12 protein-coding genes are annotated in these 16,186 nt (G+C 71.9%); 2 read left to right on the forward strand and 10 right to left on the reverse strand.

What is annotated here, in order from left to right:
* Positions 1-67: 67 nt before the first annotated feature.
* The 9 genes from OHB41_RS20445 to rsmI all read right to left on the reverse strand — a co-directional run bounded on the left by OHB41_RS20445 (position 68) and on the right by rsmI (position 11,988).
* The gene (locus OHB41_RS20445) at positions 68-1,927 is read right to left on the reverse strand and encodes a BamB-related PQQ repeat family beta-propellar protein (RefSeq protein WP_266699665.1); all 1,860 of its coding nucleotides are present in this window, start codon (positions 1,925-1,927) and stop codon (positions 68-70) included.
* Between the two features lie 261 nt (positions 1,928-2,188).
* Entirely contained in the window at positions 2,189-3,994 is a 1,806-nt protein-coding gene (locus OHB41_RS20450; RefSeq protein WP_266699666.1) for an ABC-F family ATP-binding cassette domain-containing protein, read from the reverse strand.
* Between the two features lie 175 nt (positions 3,995-4,169).
* Positions 4,170-5,525, reverse strand: coding sequence for an acyltransferase family protein (locus OHB41_RS20455; protein WP_266699667.1), 1,356 nt, complete (start codon positions 5,523-5,525; stop codon positions 4,170-4,172).
* A gap of 82 nt (positions 5,526-5,607) precedes the next feature.
* Positions 5,608-6,507: a 4-(cytidine 5'-diphospho)-2-C-methyl-D-erythritol kinase gene (locus tag OHB41_RS20460; protein WP_266699668.1), complete on the reverse strand. Its 900-nt coding sequence runs from the start codon at positions 6,505-6,507 to the stop codon at positions 5,608-5,610.
* Positions 6,504-7,403 (reverse strand): 16S rRNA (adenine(1518)-N(6)/adenine(1519)-N(6))-dimethyltransferase RsmA, encoded by a 900-nt coding sequence (gene rsmA, locus OHB41_RS20465; RefSeq protein WP_266699669.1) that lies wholly within the window; start codon positions 7,401-7,403, stop codon positions 6,504-6,506. Before rsmA ends, OHB41_RS20460 begins: the two co-directional genes overlap by 4 nt.
* 381 nt (positions 7,404-7,784) lie before the next feature.
* Positions 7,785-9,290 (reverse strand): resuscitation-promoting factor, encoded by a 1,506-nt coding sequence (locus OHB41_RS20470; protein ID WP_323138386.1) that lies wholly within the window; start codon positions 9,288-9,290, stop codon positions 7,785-7,787.
* Between the two features lie 140 nt (positions 9,291-9,430).
* Complete coding sequence (locus OHB41_RS20475; RefSeq protein WP_266699670.1) at positions 9,431-10,303, reverse strand: TatD family hydrolase; 873 nt, start codon at positions 10,301-10,303, stop codon at positions 9,431-9,433.
* 119 nt (positions 10,304-10,422) lie between these two features.
* Positions 10,423-10,899: a hypothetical protein gene (locus OHB41_RS20480; RefSeq protein WP_266699671.1), complete on the reverse strand. Its 477-nt coding sequence runs from the start codon at positions 10,897-10,899 to the stop codon at positions 10,423-10,425.
* Between the two features lie 231 nt (positions 10,900-11,130).
* On the reverse strand, positions 11,131-11,988 hold the full coding sequence (gene rsmI, locus OHB41_RS20485) for a 16S rRNA (cytidine(1402)-2'-O)-methyltransferase (protein WP_266699672.1): 858 nt from the start codon (positions 11,986-11,988) through the stop codon (positions 11,131-11,133).
* A 95-nt stretch (positions 11,989-12,083) separates the two neighbouring features.
* Here rsmI and OHB41_RS20490 point away from each other — a divergent pair, with 95 nt between their 5' ends.
* Positions 12,084-13,823, forward strand: coding sequence for a dolichyl-phosphate-mannose--protein mannosyltransferase (locus OHB41_RS20490; RefSeq protein WP_266699673.1), 1,740 nt, complete (start codon positions 12,084-12,086; stop codon positions 13,821-13,823).
* An 81-nt stretch (positions 13,824-13,904) separates the two neighbouring features.
* Here the strand turns inward: OHB41_RS20490 and OHB41_RS20495 are convergent, their stop codons facing one another.
* Positions 13,905-14,138 (reverse strand): hypothetical protein, encoded by a 234-nt coding sequence (locus tag OHB41_RS20495; protein ID WP_266699674.1) that lies wholly within the window; start codon positions 14,136-14,138, stop codon positions 13,905-13,907.
* Between the two features lie 355 nt (positions 14,139-14,493).
* Here OHB41_RS20495 and OHB41_RS20500 point away from each other — a divergent pair, with 355 nt between their 5' ends.
* Positions 14,494-16,116 carry a penicillin-binding transpeptidase domain-containing protein gene (locus OHB41_RS20500; protein ID WP_266699675.1) on the forward strand — a complete coding sequence of 541 codons (1,623 nt, stop codon included), beginning with the start codon at positions 14,494-14,496 and terminating at the stop codon, positions 16,114-16,116.
* The last annotated feature ends 70 nt before the right edge of the window (positions 16,117-16,186 follow it).

Consider the following 16,186-nt stretch of genomic DNA (forward strand, 5'->3'; position numbering starts at 1 on the left):
TGTACCTCGGATACGGATGCGTTGGGGACGTGGACGGAGGAGGTGCCGAAGGCGGCGTGAGCGCGCCTCACTTGCCGTAGGCCAGCATCAGCTTCTCCCTCGACTGGTCATTGCCCGTCAGCCGGGTGGTGGAGATGTAGAAGCGCCCGTCCACGTAGTCGACCGCCTTCGAGAAGAACCCGTTCTCGATCGACGCCGTGCCCTGCGGGTTCTGCAGCAGCTTCGCCGGTGTGTGACCACTGCCCGTGGTCGGTATCGACACGACCTGCCCGCCGGCGTCGTACGACGGCTCGACGTACGCGATCAGCCGGGTGCCGTCCATCTTCAGCGGCATCATCGACTCGTCCGCCGGGGACTTGACGCGCCACTTCTCCTTGCCGGTCGCCAGGTTGAACGCGACGACCTCGTTGGCGCCGGTCTTCGCCTCGGTCGGCAGGTAGAGGGTGTTCGCGTCGGCGACGGCGCCGAAACAGCCCGGCAGATCCCGGTCGATGATGGCGAAACCGCACTCGGGCGCGAAGGAGTCCTTGCTCGACAGCTGCGAACGGACGCCTCCGTTGTCCTTCAGGGCGGTGATGTTGACCGTCTTCTTGTCGTCGTTGGTCATGTAGAGGACGACGGGGTCGACGGAGTAGGCGCGCACGACCCGCCAGCCCTTGGGGATCTTCGTGGTCCACCTGGCCTTGCCGGTGGCCGGGTCCAGCTCCTGCACCTCGTCGTGCTGGGTGGGGCTGCCGGCTCCGCAGGACGCGACCGACAGCAGTTTGGCGCCGCCCGCGAACGCGGCCGGATAGCAGGCCTGGCCGTAGTTCTTCTTGTCCCAGAGCTTCTTGCCGCTGGTGACGTCGTACGCCGTACCGGACTGCGACCGGCCGACCATCAACGTCTTCCCGGTGACGGACAGTTCGACGTTGAGCGTGCTGTCGAAGAGCGCGCCGTCGGCGACCTTCCCGCTCCAGCCCTTGGCTCCGGTGACGAGATCGATCTGCTGGAGCTGGTTGCACTTGGCGCTGTCGCCCGCGCCGCTCATGTACGCCACGACGACCTTGTCGTCGGACGTCTTGTGCGGGGTGACCGCGCAGATCTTCTGCGGAAACGTGATCGGGGCCCAAGTGGGCTTGCCGTCACCGACGTCGTACGCGAACACCTGCTTGTACGCGGCCTTCACCGCGGACTTGCCGGTGATCCACATGCCGGGGGCGTCGGCGCCCGAACCGGGCGCGTCCGGCGCCTGCTTGTACCAGAGCACCTTCGCCTCACCGGCCTTCCGGCCGTCGTTGAGGTTCTCCGGGTCCTCGCCCCCGTTGCCGCTGCCGTCACCCGGGTTGGCCGGGGCCGGGGACGCTGTGTCCTTGCCGTCCTTGCCACCCTTGCTGTCCTCGGCGACCGGCTTCTTCCCGTCGTCACCACCACCGCCGCCGCTGACGCCCCACACCGTCCCGCCCACGACGAGCAGCGCGGCCACGGCCGCCCCGATGATCACGGCGGGCCGCCGCTTGAAGGGGTTCCTGGAACCGCCGGGTATGCCGGGCGGCGGAGTGCCGGGCGCGCCCGGATACGGCACCTGCCCGGGGTAGCCGTAGCCGGGCCCGTATCCCTGGCCCTGTCCGGGCGCCTGCCCGTATCCGGGCTGCTGGCCGTACGCAGCGGGCTGTCCGTAGGGGCCCGGCTGCTGGGCGTACGGGCCGGGCTGTCCGTAGGGGCCCGGCTGCGCGTACGGGCCGGACTGCTGCGGGTAGCCGTAGCCCGGCTGCGGCGGTCCGGCCGGCGGGGCCTGCGGAGGCGGGGGCGCCTGCGGCGGCTGCGCGGGCGGCGGCGGCGTCGCCTGCCGGGGATCCTGGGGCGGCCCGAAGCCGCCCTGCGCCGGTGGCTGGTCCTGCGGTGCTCCGAAGCCGCCCTGCGGCGGCTCGTTCGGCGGCTGACTCATCAGCGCGTCCCCCTCATTCACTGATGTGGCGCCCCACCGGCGGCGTCGGCGGCCCGACCCCGCACGGGTCTCGACCGCACCTCCGTCTCGCGTCACGCCGGTGGTTCTCAGACTGTTCTCAGACGGCCCTTTCTATCACTCCGCGCGCCTCGTACAGGGGGCCGATCGTTCCCCTGTTCCCAAGGGAGGACCGGCCCGTGATGCCCTCGTTACGCGCCTTCACGCCCCCTTCACGGGACGTGCGCGCCGCCCGCCCGAGGCTCAGGCGTCTTCCGCGAGCTCCAGCCAGCGCAGCTCCAGTTCCTCGCGCTCGCCGGTCAACTCGCGCAGTTCGGTGTCGAGTTTGGCGACCTTCGCGAAGTCCGTGGCGTTGTCGGCGATTTGGGCGTGCAGTTTGGTCTCCTTCTCGGAGATCTTGTCCAGCTGCCGCTCGATCTTCTGCAGTTCCTTCTTGGCGGCGCGCGCGTCGGCGGCCGAGGCGGCCTTGGCGGGCGCCGGGGCGGCGGCGAGTACGGCGGCCGCGGCGACCTCCTCGATCCGCCTGCGTCGCTCCAGGTACTCGTCGATCCCGCGCGGCAGCATGCGCAGCGTGGCGTCGCCGAGCAGGGCGAACACGTTGTCCGTGGTCCGCTCGATGAAGAACCGGTCGTGGGAGATCACGACCATCGAGCCGGGCCAGCCGTCGAGCAGATCCTCCAGCTGGGTCAGCGTCTCGATGTCGAGGTCGTTGGTCGGCTCGTCGAGGAAGAGCACGTTGGGCTCGTCCATGAGCAGCCGCAGCAGCTGGAGGCGCCGCCGCTCACCACCGCTCAGGTCGCCGACGGGCGTCCACTGCTTCTCCTTGTTGAAGCCGAACGTCTCGCACAGCTGCCCCGCCGTCAGCTCGCGGCCCGTGCCGAGGTCGACGCGGTCACGCACCGCCTGGACGGCCTGCAGCACCCGCCAGGTCGGGTCGAGCTCGGCGACCTCCTGGGAGAGGTAGGCGAGCTTGACGGTCTTGCCGGTGACGATCCGGCCGGCGGCGGGCTGCCGCTCGCCCTCGCTGCGGGCGGCCTCGGCCATGGCGCGCAGCAGCGAGGTCTTGCCTGCGCCGTTCACGCCCACCAGCCCGACCCGGTCGCCGGGGCCGAGGTGCCAGGTCAGGTGCTTGAGCAGCACCTTGGGTCCGGCCTGTACGGTCACGTCCTCCAGGTCGAAGACGGTCCTGCCGAGCCGGGAGCTGGCGAACTTCATCAGCTCGCTCTTGTCGCGGGGCGGCGGCACGTCCGCGATCAGCTCGTTGGCGGCCTCGACGCGGAAACGGGGCTTGGAGGTACGGGCGGGGGCGCCGCGCCGCAGCCAGGCGAGCTCCTTGCGGACCAGGTTCTGCCGCTTGACCTCCTCGGTGGCGGCGATGCGCTCACGCTCGGCCCGTGCGAAGACGTAGTCGGAATAGCCGCCCTCGTACTCGTACACCGAGCCCTTCTGCACGTCCCACATGCGGGTGCAGACCTGGTCGAGGAACCACCGGTCGTGGGTGACGCACACCAGCGCGGAGCGGCGCTCCCGCAGGTGCTGGGCGAGCCAGGCGATGCCCTCCACGTCCAGGTGGTTGGTGGGCTCGTCGAGGATGATCAGGTCCTGCTCCTCGATGAGCAGCTTGGCGAGGGCGATACGCCGGCGCTCGCCTCCGGAGAGGGGGCCGATGACGGTGTCCAGTCCCTGCGGGAATCCGGGCAGGTCCAGTCCGCCGAAGAGTCCGGTCAGCACGTCCCGGATCTTGGAGTTCCCCGCCCACTCGTGGTCGGCCAGGTCACGGATGACCTCGTGGCGGACGGTGGCCGTGGGGTCGAGCGAGTCGTGCTGGGTCAGCACACCCAGGTGCAGGCCGCCGGAGTGCGTGACGCGTCCGGTGTCGGCCTCCTCCAGCTTGGCGAGCATGCGGATGAGGGTGGTCTTGCCGTCGCCGTTCCGCCCGACCACACCGATCCGGTCGCCCTCGCTGACGCCGAGGGAGACTCCGTCGAGCAGGGCACGGGTGCCGTACACCTTGCTGACGGACTCGACATTGACCAGGTTGACGGCCATTTCTCTCCTGCCAAGGGGGACGATCGACCCTCAAGAGTAGTCCGGCCGACCCGTCACCCGATCCACCACCGACCCTGGGGGTGCGGGCCCGCGCCGGGAGGCCGGCGCCGGGGTCATGCGCTTCAGCCCGTCCGGCGTTCGAGGACGTAGGTGCGGCGGGCGGAAGACACCGCGTTCACGTGCGGGCCGTGCGGGCCGTGCGGGCCGTGCGCTCCACCAGCAACCACCCCACCAACGTCATCGCGACAGCTCCCGGCGCCGTCACCCGCACGGCCACCAACACCGCCGTACGCCCGTCCAGAAGCCCCCCGAAGCCGACCAGCGACAATCCGAGGATGCCGAAGAGGCACAGGCCCACCCCCACGGCGGCAGCCACCCGCGCGCCCCCGGACACCCCGCGCACCCCCTTCACGGCGGTGGCCCGCTCGAAGCCCCGGAACACGGCGACGAGCCCCGCGGTCACCACCCCGGCCGTCACCCCCCGCACCGGCACCTGTGCCCACCACTCCCCCGTGGCCGGCTCCGGCAGCCGTACCCCCAGCCCCAGCAGCAACCCGTACACCCCGAGCATCGCGGTGAGATGCCACAGGAACGCGGTCATGGAGACACCGTTGGCCGCGACGACCGCCCGCCACACCCTCGGCCTGCGCAGCCACCGCCCCGCCGCCCCGCGCAACAGCTCCACCCCGCCGACCAGCCACAGCCCGTGGCACAGCAGCGCGAAGGTCGGCGGTGCCATGTTCGAGATCCTCTCGCCGGGCATGCCGACCATGGAGAGCGGATAGGGCCCGCAGGTGACCAGGAGCACCGCCCCGGCGAGCCCGGCGACCGCGAGGACGTACGGCCGCCGCAGTCTCCCGTCCGCGCACAGGAATCCGAGCTGATGGACCGCGAGCCAGACGAAGGCGAAGTTGAGGAACCCGACGTACGGGACACCGAAGCCGAACCGGAGGACGTCCACACAGCCGGCCGCCGCGACGAGCCCGCCGAACGTGCCCCACCCCCATCGCGCGTGGAGCCGGAGCAGCGGCGGGGTGAAGGCCACCATCGCCAGATAGATCCCTATGAACCACAGCGGCTGGGCGACCAGACGCAGGGAGACGTCCAGCAGCCCGCCTCCCTCACCGGCGAGCTGCAGCACGAGGGCCGCCGACCCCCACACCCCGATGAACACCATGGTCGGCCGCAGCAGCCGCTGGAGCCGGGCCCGCAGGAAGACGGCGTAGAGCGACCCCTCCGTGCCCTCCCGTTCCGCCCGGCGCCGCAGCGAGCGGTACGACAGCGCGTGCGAGAACCCGCCGACGAAGAAGAAGACGGGCATGACCTGGAACACCCAGGTGAGCAGCTGCAGCCTGGGCTGCACGGCGAGCAGGTTGCCGACCTCGGCCAGCCCGTCGTCGCCCACGGAGACGGCGGCCATGAGCCAGTGCCCCAGCACCACCGTGCCGAGCGAGGCGACCCGTAGCAGGTCGATGTACTTGTCGCGCGCGGCGGGAGTGGCCGCGGCGAGGTCACGAGCGCTTGATGCCATACGGGTACGGTCGCGCCGCGGGGCCGCCCGGCATCAGCGCGCCCGTACTCAACTCGCCTCTGAGTACGGGCGGTCCGAGGGGTCACACGACGGTGGCGCCCGGTGCGGGGCCGTCGGTGACCCTCACCGTCCGGCAGGTTCCGGAAGCGCGCAGCGCCCCGGCCACCGTCCGCGCGGACTCGGCGTCGGCCGCGAGGAAGGCGGTGGTCGGCCCCGAGCCGGAGACGAGCGCGGCGAGGGCGCCGGAGGCGCTGCCCGCGGCCAGGGCGTCGGCGAGGGCCGGGAAGAGGGAGAGGGCGGCGGGCTGGAGGTCGTTGGAGACCGTGGCCGCGAGGGCGGCTGCGTCGCCCTTCGCCAGGGCGTCGAACAGGTCCTGCGAGGCGACCGGTTCGGGAATCCGCACCCCTTCGTTCAGCCGGTCGAACTCCCGGAAGACCGCCGGGGTCGACAGCCCGCGCTCGGCGATGGCGAAGACCCAGTGGAAGGTCCCGCCGACCTCCAGCGTGCGCAGGCGTTCGCCGCGTCCGATTCCGAGCGCCGCCCCGCCGACCAGGCTGAACGGCACATCGCTGCCCAACTCGGCGCAGATGTCGAGGAGTTCTTGGCGCGAGGTGCCGGTTCCCCACAGGGTGTCGCAGGCGAGCAGCGCGCCGGCGCCGTCGGCGCTGCCGCCCGCCATGCCGCCCGCGACGGGGATGTCCTTGGCGATGTGGAGGTGGACGGCGGGTTCGATGCGTTGGCGGCGGGCGAGTTCGAGGGCGGCGCGGGCCGCGAGGTTCGTACGGTCCAGGGGGACCTGGTCGGCGTCGGGGCCCGAGCAGGTGACGCGCAGCTCGTCCGCCGGCGTCACCGTGACCTCGTCGTACAGGCCGACCGCGAGAAACACGTTGGCCAGGTCGTGGAAGCCGTCGGGGCGGGCGCCGCCGACGGCGAGCTGGACGTTGACCTTGGCAGGGACGCGTACCGTCACCGTCTGCGTCACGGCTGGACCGACTCCTTGTTCTCGACGGTGTTCCCGGCGACACGGTTCTCCGCGATGCGGGCGAACTCCTCGACGGTGAGGGACTCGCCGCGGGCCTGCGGGGAGACCCCGGCGGCGACGAGCGCGGCCTCGGCCGCGACGGGGGATCCCGCCCAGCCGGCCAGGGCGGCGCGCAGCGTCTTGCGGCGCTGGGCGAAGGCGGCATCCACGACGGCGAAGACCTCCCGCTTGGAGGCGGTGGTCGCCACGGGCTCGGCGCGCCGGGTGAGGGACACGAGGCCGCTGTCGACGTTCGGGGCGGGCCAGAAGACGTTGCGGCCGATCGAGCCGGCCCGCTTCACGTCGGCGTACCAGTTGGCCTTGACGCTCGGCACGCCGTACACCTTCGAACCCGGGTCGGCGGCGAGCCGGTCGGCGACCTCCGCCTGCACCATGACGAGCGTGCGCTCGATGGTGGGGAAGGTGTCGAGCATGTGCAGCAGCACGGGTACGGCGACGTTGTACGGGAGGTTGGCGACGAGCGCGGTGGGCGCGGGGCCCGGGAGCGCGGTCACCTGCATGGCGTCGGAGTGCACGAGCGCGAACCGGTCGGCGCGGGCCGGCATGCGGGCCGTGACGGTCGCGGGGAGCGCGCCCGCGAGGACGTCGTCGATCTCGACGGCGACCACCCGGTCGGCCGCCTCCAGCAGCGCGAGGGTCAGCGAGCCGAGGCCGGGGCCCACCTCGACGACCACGTCGTCCTCCCGGACGCCCGCGGTGCGCACGATACGGCGCACGGTGTTGGCGTCGATCACAAAGTTCTGGCCGCGCTGCTTGGTGGGCCGCACGCCGAGCGCGCCCGCGAGTTCGCGGACCTCGGCGGGGCCCAGGAGGGCGTCGGGGGTGGGGCTGTTCACGCAGCCAGGGTACGGGGGCGACGGCCCCGGCCGACTCCACCGGGCCCTGCGGGCGGCTTCGGGGGCGGTGCGGGTGGGTGGGGGCCGGTCGCGCGGTTCCCCGCGCCCCTTGAAAACAAGGGGCGCGGGGCGGTGTCTTCAGCCCGCCCGGCGATGGAGGACGAGGCCGCTCAGGCCGGACGGGGGCCAGGGGCGGAGCCGCTGGGCGGGAACCGCACGGTGCCTCGGGTGCGGGTGGGTGGGGGCCGCTCGCGCGGTTCCCCGCGCCCCTGAGGGGCACGACGCGCCCCGCATCCTTGCAGCCCGCCCCGCGACGGAGGACCAGGCCGCTCAGGCCGGACGGGAGCCAGGGGCGGAGCTCCCGGACAGGCACGCCGGAGGTCAGCCGTGGAGGCGGGCCCCGCAGTGGGGCCACGGGGACACGCCCCGCCGCACGTACAGCTTCTTCGCCCGCATGGTCTGCTCCCTGGGGGGCGCGTCCTGGGGCCGCCCCGACCCGCCGAGGCTGTGCCAGGTGTGGGTGTCGAACTGGTAGAGGCCTCCGTAGGTCCCGGAGGAGTCCACGGCGGCGGCCCGTCCCCCGGACTCGCACGCCGCGAGGCCGGACCAGTTCAGATGGTCGGCCCCCCGGACGGAGTCCGGCCGCGGCTTCGTACCGACCCGCACCACCTGTGCCCGCGGTTCCCGCACCACCTCGGCCCCCATCCGCCGGGGCCGCTCCTTGACCCCGTTGACGGTCCGCAGCAGGTACAGGACCCGCCGGGTCCCCGGCTCACCGGCCCGGTCGACGACCTCCGTGCCGCGGAAGAGCGAGGGATCGTTCGTCCGCGTCACCTCGAAGGGGATCGGCTCCTCGCGGATCTCCCTGGACCCGGTGATCCGCATCACGCTGACCGTCTGGCCGTCCCGCGGGAAGCTCCCGGCCGGCACGGACGTCGTGTCCTGGTTGCGCAGCGTGATCCCGGCCTCCTCGACGGCCTCCGCCACGGTCGCCGCGTTCGTCCGGATCGTCCGCGCCCGGCCGTCCGCCATGATCGTCACGGTGCGCTCGGTGCGGACGTCGAGCGCGAGGCCCCCCCGGCCGATGGGCCGGGAGCGCGAGGCCGACAGGTACGCCCCCTCGGCCCGCACCCCGAGCTGCTCCAGCGCCCCGTCCACGGTGGCCGCCGTCGTCCACACCCTGCGACGCTGCCCGTCGAGCGTGAGGTGCACGGGCCGCCCGTAGTGGACCGCGACCTCGTCGCCGCTGGCCAACGGGGTGCCGGGGGCGGGCGCGACGACGTCGTGGGGGCCCACCCGCACGCCCTCGCCGCGGAGCAGTTCGCTCACGTCGTCCGCGAAGGTGTGCAGCGTGCGCGGCTTCCCGTCGACGGTCAGCTCGATGGCCTTGTCACTGGCGACGAAGGCGGAGGTGCCGCCGGCCAGGAAGGCGACGACCAGCGCCTGCGGGAGCAGCCGGCGCAGCGGATCGGTGCGTGCGGCGGTCACCCGGCGCCGGGGCGCACGCCGGGAGGCTCGCCGCACCTCCGCCCGGCCGCCGGCCCGGGGTTCCGCCACTGTTCCCTCGGCGCCCCCCGCGTCCGCCGGCGCGGCCACGGGCCCCTGCACGTACTCCTGGCGGGGCAGCTGGGGCTCCGTGGGGGCCTGGGACAGCAGGGTGGCCCGGGACACCTGGGTCGTCCGGTCGGCCAGTGCCTCGTACGCGGGCCGGTACGGGTCCCCGGAGCCGCCCGGCGGCCCGCCGGGACCGTCCGGGTGGCCGTCGCGGTACGACTCGGGGTTCTCGTACGGCTCATACGGCGCGTAGGACTCGTAGGTCCTGTTCGGCTCGTAGGGCTCGTACGGCGTTGCGCTCAGGCCAAACGTCTCGTACTGCGAGTTGCTCACGACGACACGCTCCAGGGTCCTCCGGATCGGGCGACCAGAACCTAGCGGAGCGGTCGTCACTCTCCCAAGCAACGCGGCTACGCTGTGTCGCGACACTGTCCCTCGCCGAGCCCCCGGAAAACGCCTGCAAGCGTTATCGCTCAGTAATCGAAAGCGCGTGCCGTGTTCGCCGAGAGCGCCGTCGCCAGCACGTCCTCGTCGATACCGCGCACGGCCGCCATGGCGCGGACCGTGACCGGAATGAGATACGGCGCGTTGGGCCGTCCGCGGTACGGCACGGGCGTCAGGAAGGGCGCGTCGGTCTCGACGAGGAGCAGTTCCAGGGGCGCCACGGCGATCGCGTCGCGCAGCGGCTGGGCGTTCTTGAAGGTCATGTTGCCGGCGAAGGACATGAAGTAGCCCGCGCGGGCGCAGATCCCGGCCATCTCGGCGTCGCCGGAGTAGCAGTGGAAGACGGTCCGCTCGGGAGCGCCCTCCTCCTTGAGGATGCGCAGCACGTCGGCGTGGGCGTCGCGGTCGTGGATGACCAGCGCCTTTCCGTGCCGCTTGGCGATCTCTATGTGGGCGCGGAAGGACCGTTCCTGGGCGGCTTCGCCCTCGGGGCCCGTGCGGAAGTAGTCGAGTCCGGTCTCGCCGACGCCCTTGACCTGCGTGAGCGCGGCGAGGCGGTCGATCTCGGCGAGGGCCTCGTCGAGGGCGTCGTCGCCACCGGGCCGCCGCGCGCCCTGGCGGGACCAGCCGTCGGGGTCGCCGTGCACGATACGGGGCGCTTCGTTGGGGTGCAGTGCGACGGTCGCGTGGACGGCGTCGTACGCGGCGGCGGTCTCGGCCGCCCAGCGCGAGCCGTTCAGGTCGCAGCCGACCTGGACGACCGTCGTCACGCCGACCGCCGCGGCCTTGGCGAGGCCTTCCTCGACCGTGCCGGACTGCATGTCGAGGTGGGTGTGCGAGTCGGCGACGGGCACCCGCAGCGGCTCGGGGAGCGGGGGTGCTTCGGTCTTGTCGGAGGGCATGCCCCGATCCTACGAAAGGGGCATGCCCGGTCTCGCCCGAGCGGGGGCCGAGCGTCAGCCCGCGCTGCACTCAGTGGTCAGCTCGCACTGCGGTGAGCGTCAGCCCCTGGCGGCGAGGGTCAGCTCGCCCGGCGGTGGTGGAAGGGGTGCAGCAGGTCGGAGAGGTGCCAGTGGTGCGGCTCCTCGGGCGCCGCCGCCGACCGGTCGAGGTCCACGTCCGGGCCCTCGCCGCGCACCTGCGCGGGCTGCCGCGGCAGCGGGCGGTCCGGGTGGTGCGTCCGGTGCATGGAGTTCTGGACGGAGGACACCTGGCCGGCGCGCATGATGCGCACCACGTGGCCGTCGCAGTTCTGGCAGGAGGGGCGGCTCAGCGGCGACGGCACGACACGGCCCTCCGCCACGTACATCACGAACTCGCTGCCCTCGGCGTCGTGGTGGTGCTCTATCTCGTACGACTGCTCCCAGCCGTGCCCGCAGCGCATGCAGGCGAAGGAGTACGACTCGTTGACGATGGCGGTCGCCGCGCTGCGATGGCCCGTCTGCTGCCCAGTGACCGGGCCATCGATACGGCCGGTCCGTCCTGCGATCTCACTCATGCCAGTGCTCCTCTTGTCCGCTGGACAAGCGCCTTCGCCGACAGGATTCCCCCTGAATCCCTCCGGCCTTTTCGAAGACTGGGGACCGGTGCGTCCCTTCGACCAGTGGACGCTTCTCCGGGCTCGAACGCATCCGGCCTGTCGACTGTTGGAGCCGTTTTGGCCTTTCCTTGTCGGAACGGACTCGGAACACGGTCCGAGCTTTGCTTTTGGTGACCGCCCTTTGCCCTTCTATGGGGCGGTGTGCGCCGCATTCTTTGCTGCGACGACCGCATCGAAGACGTCGCGCTTGGGAATTCCGGCTTCCGCCGCGACCGCCGCGATGGCCTCCTTACGGCGTTCGCCCGCCTCCTCGCGCACCCGCACCCGGCGCACGAGCTCTCCGGCGTCCAGCTCCCCGGCGCCCTTCGCGGGCGCGCCCTCGACGACGACGGTGATCTCCCCGCGCACACCCTCGGCGGCCCAGGCGGCCAGCTCGCCCAGCGGCCCGCGCCTGACCTCCTCGTACGTCTTGGTCAGCTCGCGGCAGACGGCGGCCCGCCGGGTGTCCCCGAAGACCTCGGCCATCGCGGCGAGGGTGTCGTCGAGCCGGTGCGGCGCCTCGAAATAGACCATCGTCCGGCGCTCGTCGGCGACCTCCCGCAGCCGCGACAGCCGCTCCCCCGCCTTGCGCGGCAGGAATCCCTCGAAGCAGAAGCGGTCGACGGGCAGCCCGGACAGCGCGAGCGCGGTGAGCACGGCGGACGGACCGGGTACGGCGGTGACCTTGATGTCCTTCTCGACGGCCGCCGCGACCAGCCGGTAGCCGGGGTCGGAGACCGACGGCATGCCCGCGTCGGTCACCAGCAGCACCCGCGCGCCGCCCGCCAGCGCCTCGACGAGTTCCGGGGTCCGGGCCGCCTCGTTGCCCTCGAAGTACGACACGACCCGCCCGGTGGGCTGCACCCCGAGCGCCTGGGTGAGCCGGCGCAGCCTGCGGGTGTCCTCGGCGGCGACGACGTCCGCGCTCTCCAGTTCCTGGGCGAGCCGGGGCGGGGCGTCGGCCGTGTCACCGATCGGGGTGCCTGCCAAAACAAGGGTTCCTGTCACGGATCCATCCTCGCAGGGGCGATCCGCGGCAGCCTCATCCACCCATTAAGGCCCGTGCACGGGACTCGCACAGACCTGTTCCCTACGATGGCGCGGTGACCAGTACCGCGTCCTCCACGGACACCCGGCAGGGCCAGGCCGCCGAAGCGCAGCAGCCGTCGTGGCAGCAGCGGCTGCGCCGTTTCGGATACACGGCGCCGCCGAGAACCGATGTGCGCGACCGGCTCGTGCCGCCGTACGCCGAACCGAGCCCACGGATCTGGGCCGCGTTCGGCCTGCGCCACGAGGTCGCCGAGCGCCTCACGCGATGGTCGGGGTGGGGAGGACCGCTTCTGGTGACGCTGCTCGCCGGGCTGATGCGGTTCTGGAACCTGGGCAGTCCCAAGGCGGTGATATTCGACGAGACGTACTACGCCAAGGACGCGTGGGCGCTGATCCACCGCGGGTACGAGGTCAACTGGGACAAGAACGCCAACGACCTGGTCCTCCAGCACAACGGGCACGTCTCGATCCCCGCCGACGCCGCCTATGTCGTCCATCCCCCGGTCGGCAAGTACGTCATCGGGATCGGCGAGTGGATGTTCGGGTTCAACCCGTTCGGCTGGCGCTTCATGACGGCGGTGCTGGGCACGCTGTCGGTGCTGTTGCTGTGCCGGATCGGGCGCCGGATGTTCCGCTCGACCTTCCTGGGCTGTCTGGCGGGCACGCTGATGGCGGTGGACGGGCTGCACTTCGTGATGAGCCGCACCTCGCTCCTCGACGGTGTGCTGATGTTCTTCGTCCTGGCGGCCTTCGGCTGTCTGGTCGTGGACCGGGACCGGGCGAGAGCCCGGCTGGCGGCCGCGTTGCCGGCCGACGCGGACGGGGTCGTCCGCCCGGACGCGCACACCGCCGAGACGACCCGCCTCGGCTGGCGGCCCTGGCGCTGGACGGCGGGCCTGATGCTGGGACTGGCTCTCGGCACCAAGTGGAGCGGCCTCTACGTCCTCGCCGCGTTCTGTCTGATGTCCGTCCTGTGGGACGTCGGCTCGCGCCGCGTCGCGGGTGCCCGGCGCCCTTACGCCGCCACCCTGAAGCACGACACGGGCCTCGCGTTCCTGGCGACGGTCCCGGTGGCGATCGTCACGTACCTCGTCTCCTGGACCGGCTGGATCCTCTCGCCGGACAACGGCAAGGGCGGCTACTTCCGCAACTGGGCGGTGACCGACGGCAAGGGCGGCAACTGGACCTTCCTGCCCGACTGGCTGCGCAGCCTGTGGCACTACGAGCACGAGGTGTACAACTTCCACGTCCACCTCTCGTCGCCGCACACCTACCAGTCGAACCCGTGGAGCTGGCTCGTCCTGGGCCGCCCGGTCTCGTACTTCTACGAGTCGCCGCTGCCCGGCAACGACGGCTGCCCGGCCGACGCGGGCGACAAGTGCGCCCGCGAGGTACTGGCGCTGGGCACCCCGATCCTGTGGTGGGCCGCCTGCTTCGCGGTCGTCTACCTGCTGTGGCGCTGGGCGTTCCGCCGCGACTGGCGCGCGGGCGCCATCGCCTGCGGCATCGCGGCCGGCTACCTGCCCTGGTTCCAGTACCAGGAGCGCACGATCTTCTTCTTCTACGCGGTGGTCTTCCTGCCGTTCCTGTGCCTGGCCCTCGCGATGATGATCGGCGCGATCCTCGGCCCCCCCGGCTCCACGGAACGCCGCCGTGTCATCGGCGCGACGAGCGCGGGCGTCCTGGTCCTGCTGATCACCTGGAACTTCATCTACTTCTGGCCGCTGTACACGGGCACGTCGATCCCCATAGACCAGTGGCGGTCACGGATGTGGCTGGACACCTGGGTCTAGCCGGACGGACGCGTCACGAGGGCGCGGCGGACCGCCGCGCCCTCTCGTTCGTCCCCGGTGGGCCGCCCTGCGTCCGCGGTTCTAGGGGAACAGGGCGATCCCGACGAGGATCAGCAGGATGATGCCGGCGACGAGCGCGACCGTCGCCCACGTCCCCCGGTGGTGCAGCGGTGACGCCGGTCTGCCGCCGCGCGGCCGGTCCTCCGGCAGCAGGGGGACGGCCGGCCGGCCGTGCGCGTAGAACTGTTCGTCGGTCGGATAGACGTTGCGCGGGTCGTCGAAGGCGCGCGGATCGATCTCGTGTGGACTGGTCATCACAACTCCCCGGCACGGCGCCTCGGCGGGGCCGGGGGCCGGTGGACGCCTGGGTTCGCGCCGGAGGCGGCGGCTCACCGTCTCCCGGACGCGCAGCCCTTCGGGAAGACGCCGCACAGGCTCTCGCCCCGCTCGCCGCGCACCCTTCGATCGTATACCCGGGCCGTTCACGCGGCCCGGGAAGCAGATGCCTCATCCGTGACCACGGTTCGAGGATGTGAACCGAGGTCTGGTCTAACGATTCGGAAAATGTAGACCCCACGCGTCCCTCCTCCCGCATACAGTGCTACGCAGGCCGACTTTTCTGAACGCGTTCAGAAGTTCGGGGGGCGGTCCACGGGGAGGGTTTCGCGCGATGCGCAAGGGGGCAAAGGCCGCCATCATCGGCAGTGTGTTCGCCGTGATGGTGGGAGGCGCCGGATACGGCGCGTTCAACGTGGTGACCGCGCTCGACGGGAGCGAGAGCGCGGGCGGGCCCGCTCCGGTGAAGAGCGGGCCGCCGAGCGGCGCGGAGGTCAAGGACACCTCGGCGAAGTTCCTCGCGGCCTGGGAGAAGGGCGACGCGACCAAGGCGGCGACGTACACGAACTACGCGAGCCAGGCCGAGGCTCTGCTGGCCGGCTACCGCGCCGACGCGCACCTCACCGGCCTGCGGATCACACCGGGCACGCCGTCCGGCGCCTCCGTGCCGTTCTCGGTGAAGGCCACGGTGTCGTTCGGGGGGAAGTCCAAGCCCCTCGCGTACGACTCGGAGCTGACCGTCGTACGCGGCAGGACCACCGGAAAGGCGCTCGTCGACTGGAAGCCGTCGGTCGTCCATCCGGACCTCAAGGAGGGCGACACACTGGTCACCGGCGAGTCGGCGAGCCCGCCGATCGAGGCCGTGGACCGGAACAACGTTGTCCTGACCAAGGAGAAGTACCCCTCCCTGGGCCCGATCCTGGACGCGCTGCGCGAGAAGTACGGCGACGACGCGGGCGGTACGGCGGGCGTGGAACTCGCGATCCATCACGCGGCCCAGGACGCCGGCGACACCACCCTGGTGACCCTCGCCAAGGGAGAGCCGGGCAAGCTGCGCACGACGCTCAGCGCGAGCGCTCAGGCCGCCGCGGAGAAGGCGGTCGCGCGGTACGCCGAATCGTCCGTGGTCGCGGTCAAGCCCAGCACCGGCGAGGTGCTGGCGGTCGCCAACCACCGCGCGGACGGCTTCAACGCGGCCTTCCTCGGCAAACTCGCCCCCGGCTCCACCATGAAGATCATCAGCGCCGCCACGCTCATCGACAACGGCATCACCACGGCGAACGGCCCCGCGACCTGCCCGGACACCGCGGTCTCGGAGAGCCAGACCTTCCACAACCTGGCGAACATGGCACCCCAGAAGAACGCGACGCTCTCCGACAGCTTCTCGCGCTCCTGCAACACGGCCTTCGTGAAGTACGCGGACACGGTGAAGGTCGACTCGCTCACCAACGAGGCGCAGCAGCGCTTCGGCCTCGGCCGGAACAACTGGAAAACCGGCATCGAGTCCTTCGACGGCTCCGTCCCGGCCTCCGGAGGCCCCGACACCGCCGCCAACCTGATCGGCCAGGGCCAGGTCCAGATGTGCCCGCTGAACATGGCGTCCGTGACCGCGACCGCGATGACCGGTGTCTTCCGGCAGCCGGTCATCGTGTCGCCCGGGCTCGACAACCGTGAGATCGCCACCGCCAAGGGGCTGCCGCCGAGCACGGTCGCCCAGCTGCGCGCGATGATGAACCGCACCGCGGTCAGCGGTACCGCCGCCCAGGTGATGGCCGGCCTCACCGGCAGGATCGGCGCCAAGACCGGCTCCGCCGAGGTCGACGCGCAGTCCCGGTCGAACAGCTGGTTCACGGGCTACCGCAACGACATCGCGGCCGCAGCGATGACCCAGCAGGGCGGACACGGCGTGGACGCGGCCGGTCCGATCGTCGCAGCTGTGCTACGAACGGGCGGCTGACGTCACCCTTCACAGGGCGGGACCCTAGGCTGGGAGCCCTCGTTGAGGAGCGTGAGGGCACCGGGGGCCA

This window comes from Streptomyces sp. NBC_01571, assembly GCF_026339875.1.
Lineage (GTDB): Bacteria > Actinomycetota > Actinomycetes > Streptomycetales > Streptomycetaceae > Streptomyces.

Bases quoted from the DNA above. Each gene is read 5' to 3' on its own strand.
- OHB41_RS20455 (WP_266699667.1), bottom strand. From the start codon at position 5,525: ATGGCATCAAGCGCTCGTGACCTCGCCGCGGCCACTCCCGCCGCGCGC.
- OHB41_RS20480 (WP_266699671.1), bottom strand. From the start codon at position 10,899: ATGAGTGAGATCGCAGGACGGACCGGCCGTATCGATGGCCCGGTCACT.
- OHB41_RS20450 (WP_266699666.1), bottom strand. From the start codon at position 3,994: ATGGCCGTCAACCTGGTCAATGTCGAGTCCGTCAGCAAGGTGTACGGC.
- OHB41_RS20475 (WP_266699670.1), bottom strand. From the start codon at position 10,303: ATGCCCTCCGACAAGACCGAAGCACCCCCGCTCCCCGAGCCGCTGCGG.
- OHB41_RS20445 (WP_266699665.1), bottom strand. From the start codon at position 1,927: ATGAGTCAGCCGCCGAACGAGCCGCCGCAGGGCGGCTTCGGAGCACCG.
- OHB41_RS20495 (WP_266699674.1), bottom strand. From the start codon at position 14,138: ATGACCAGTCCACACGAGATCGATCCGCGCGCCTTCGACGACCCGCGC.
- OHB41_RS20500 (WP_266699675.1), top strand. From the start codon at position 14,494: ATGCGCAAGGGGGCAAAGGCCGCCATCATCGGCAGTGTGTTCGCCGTG.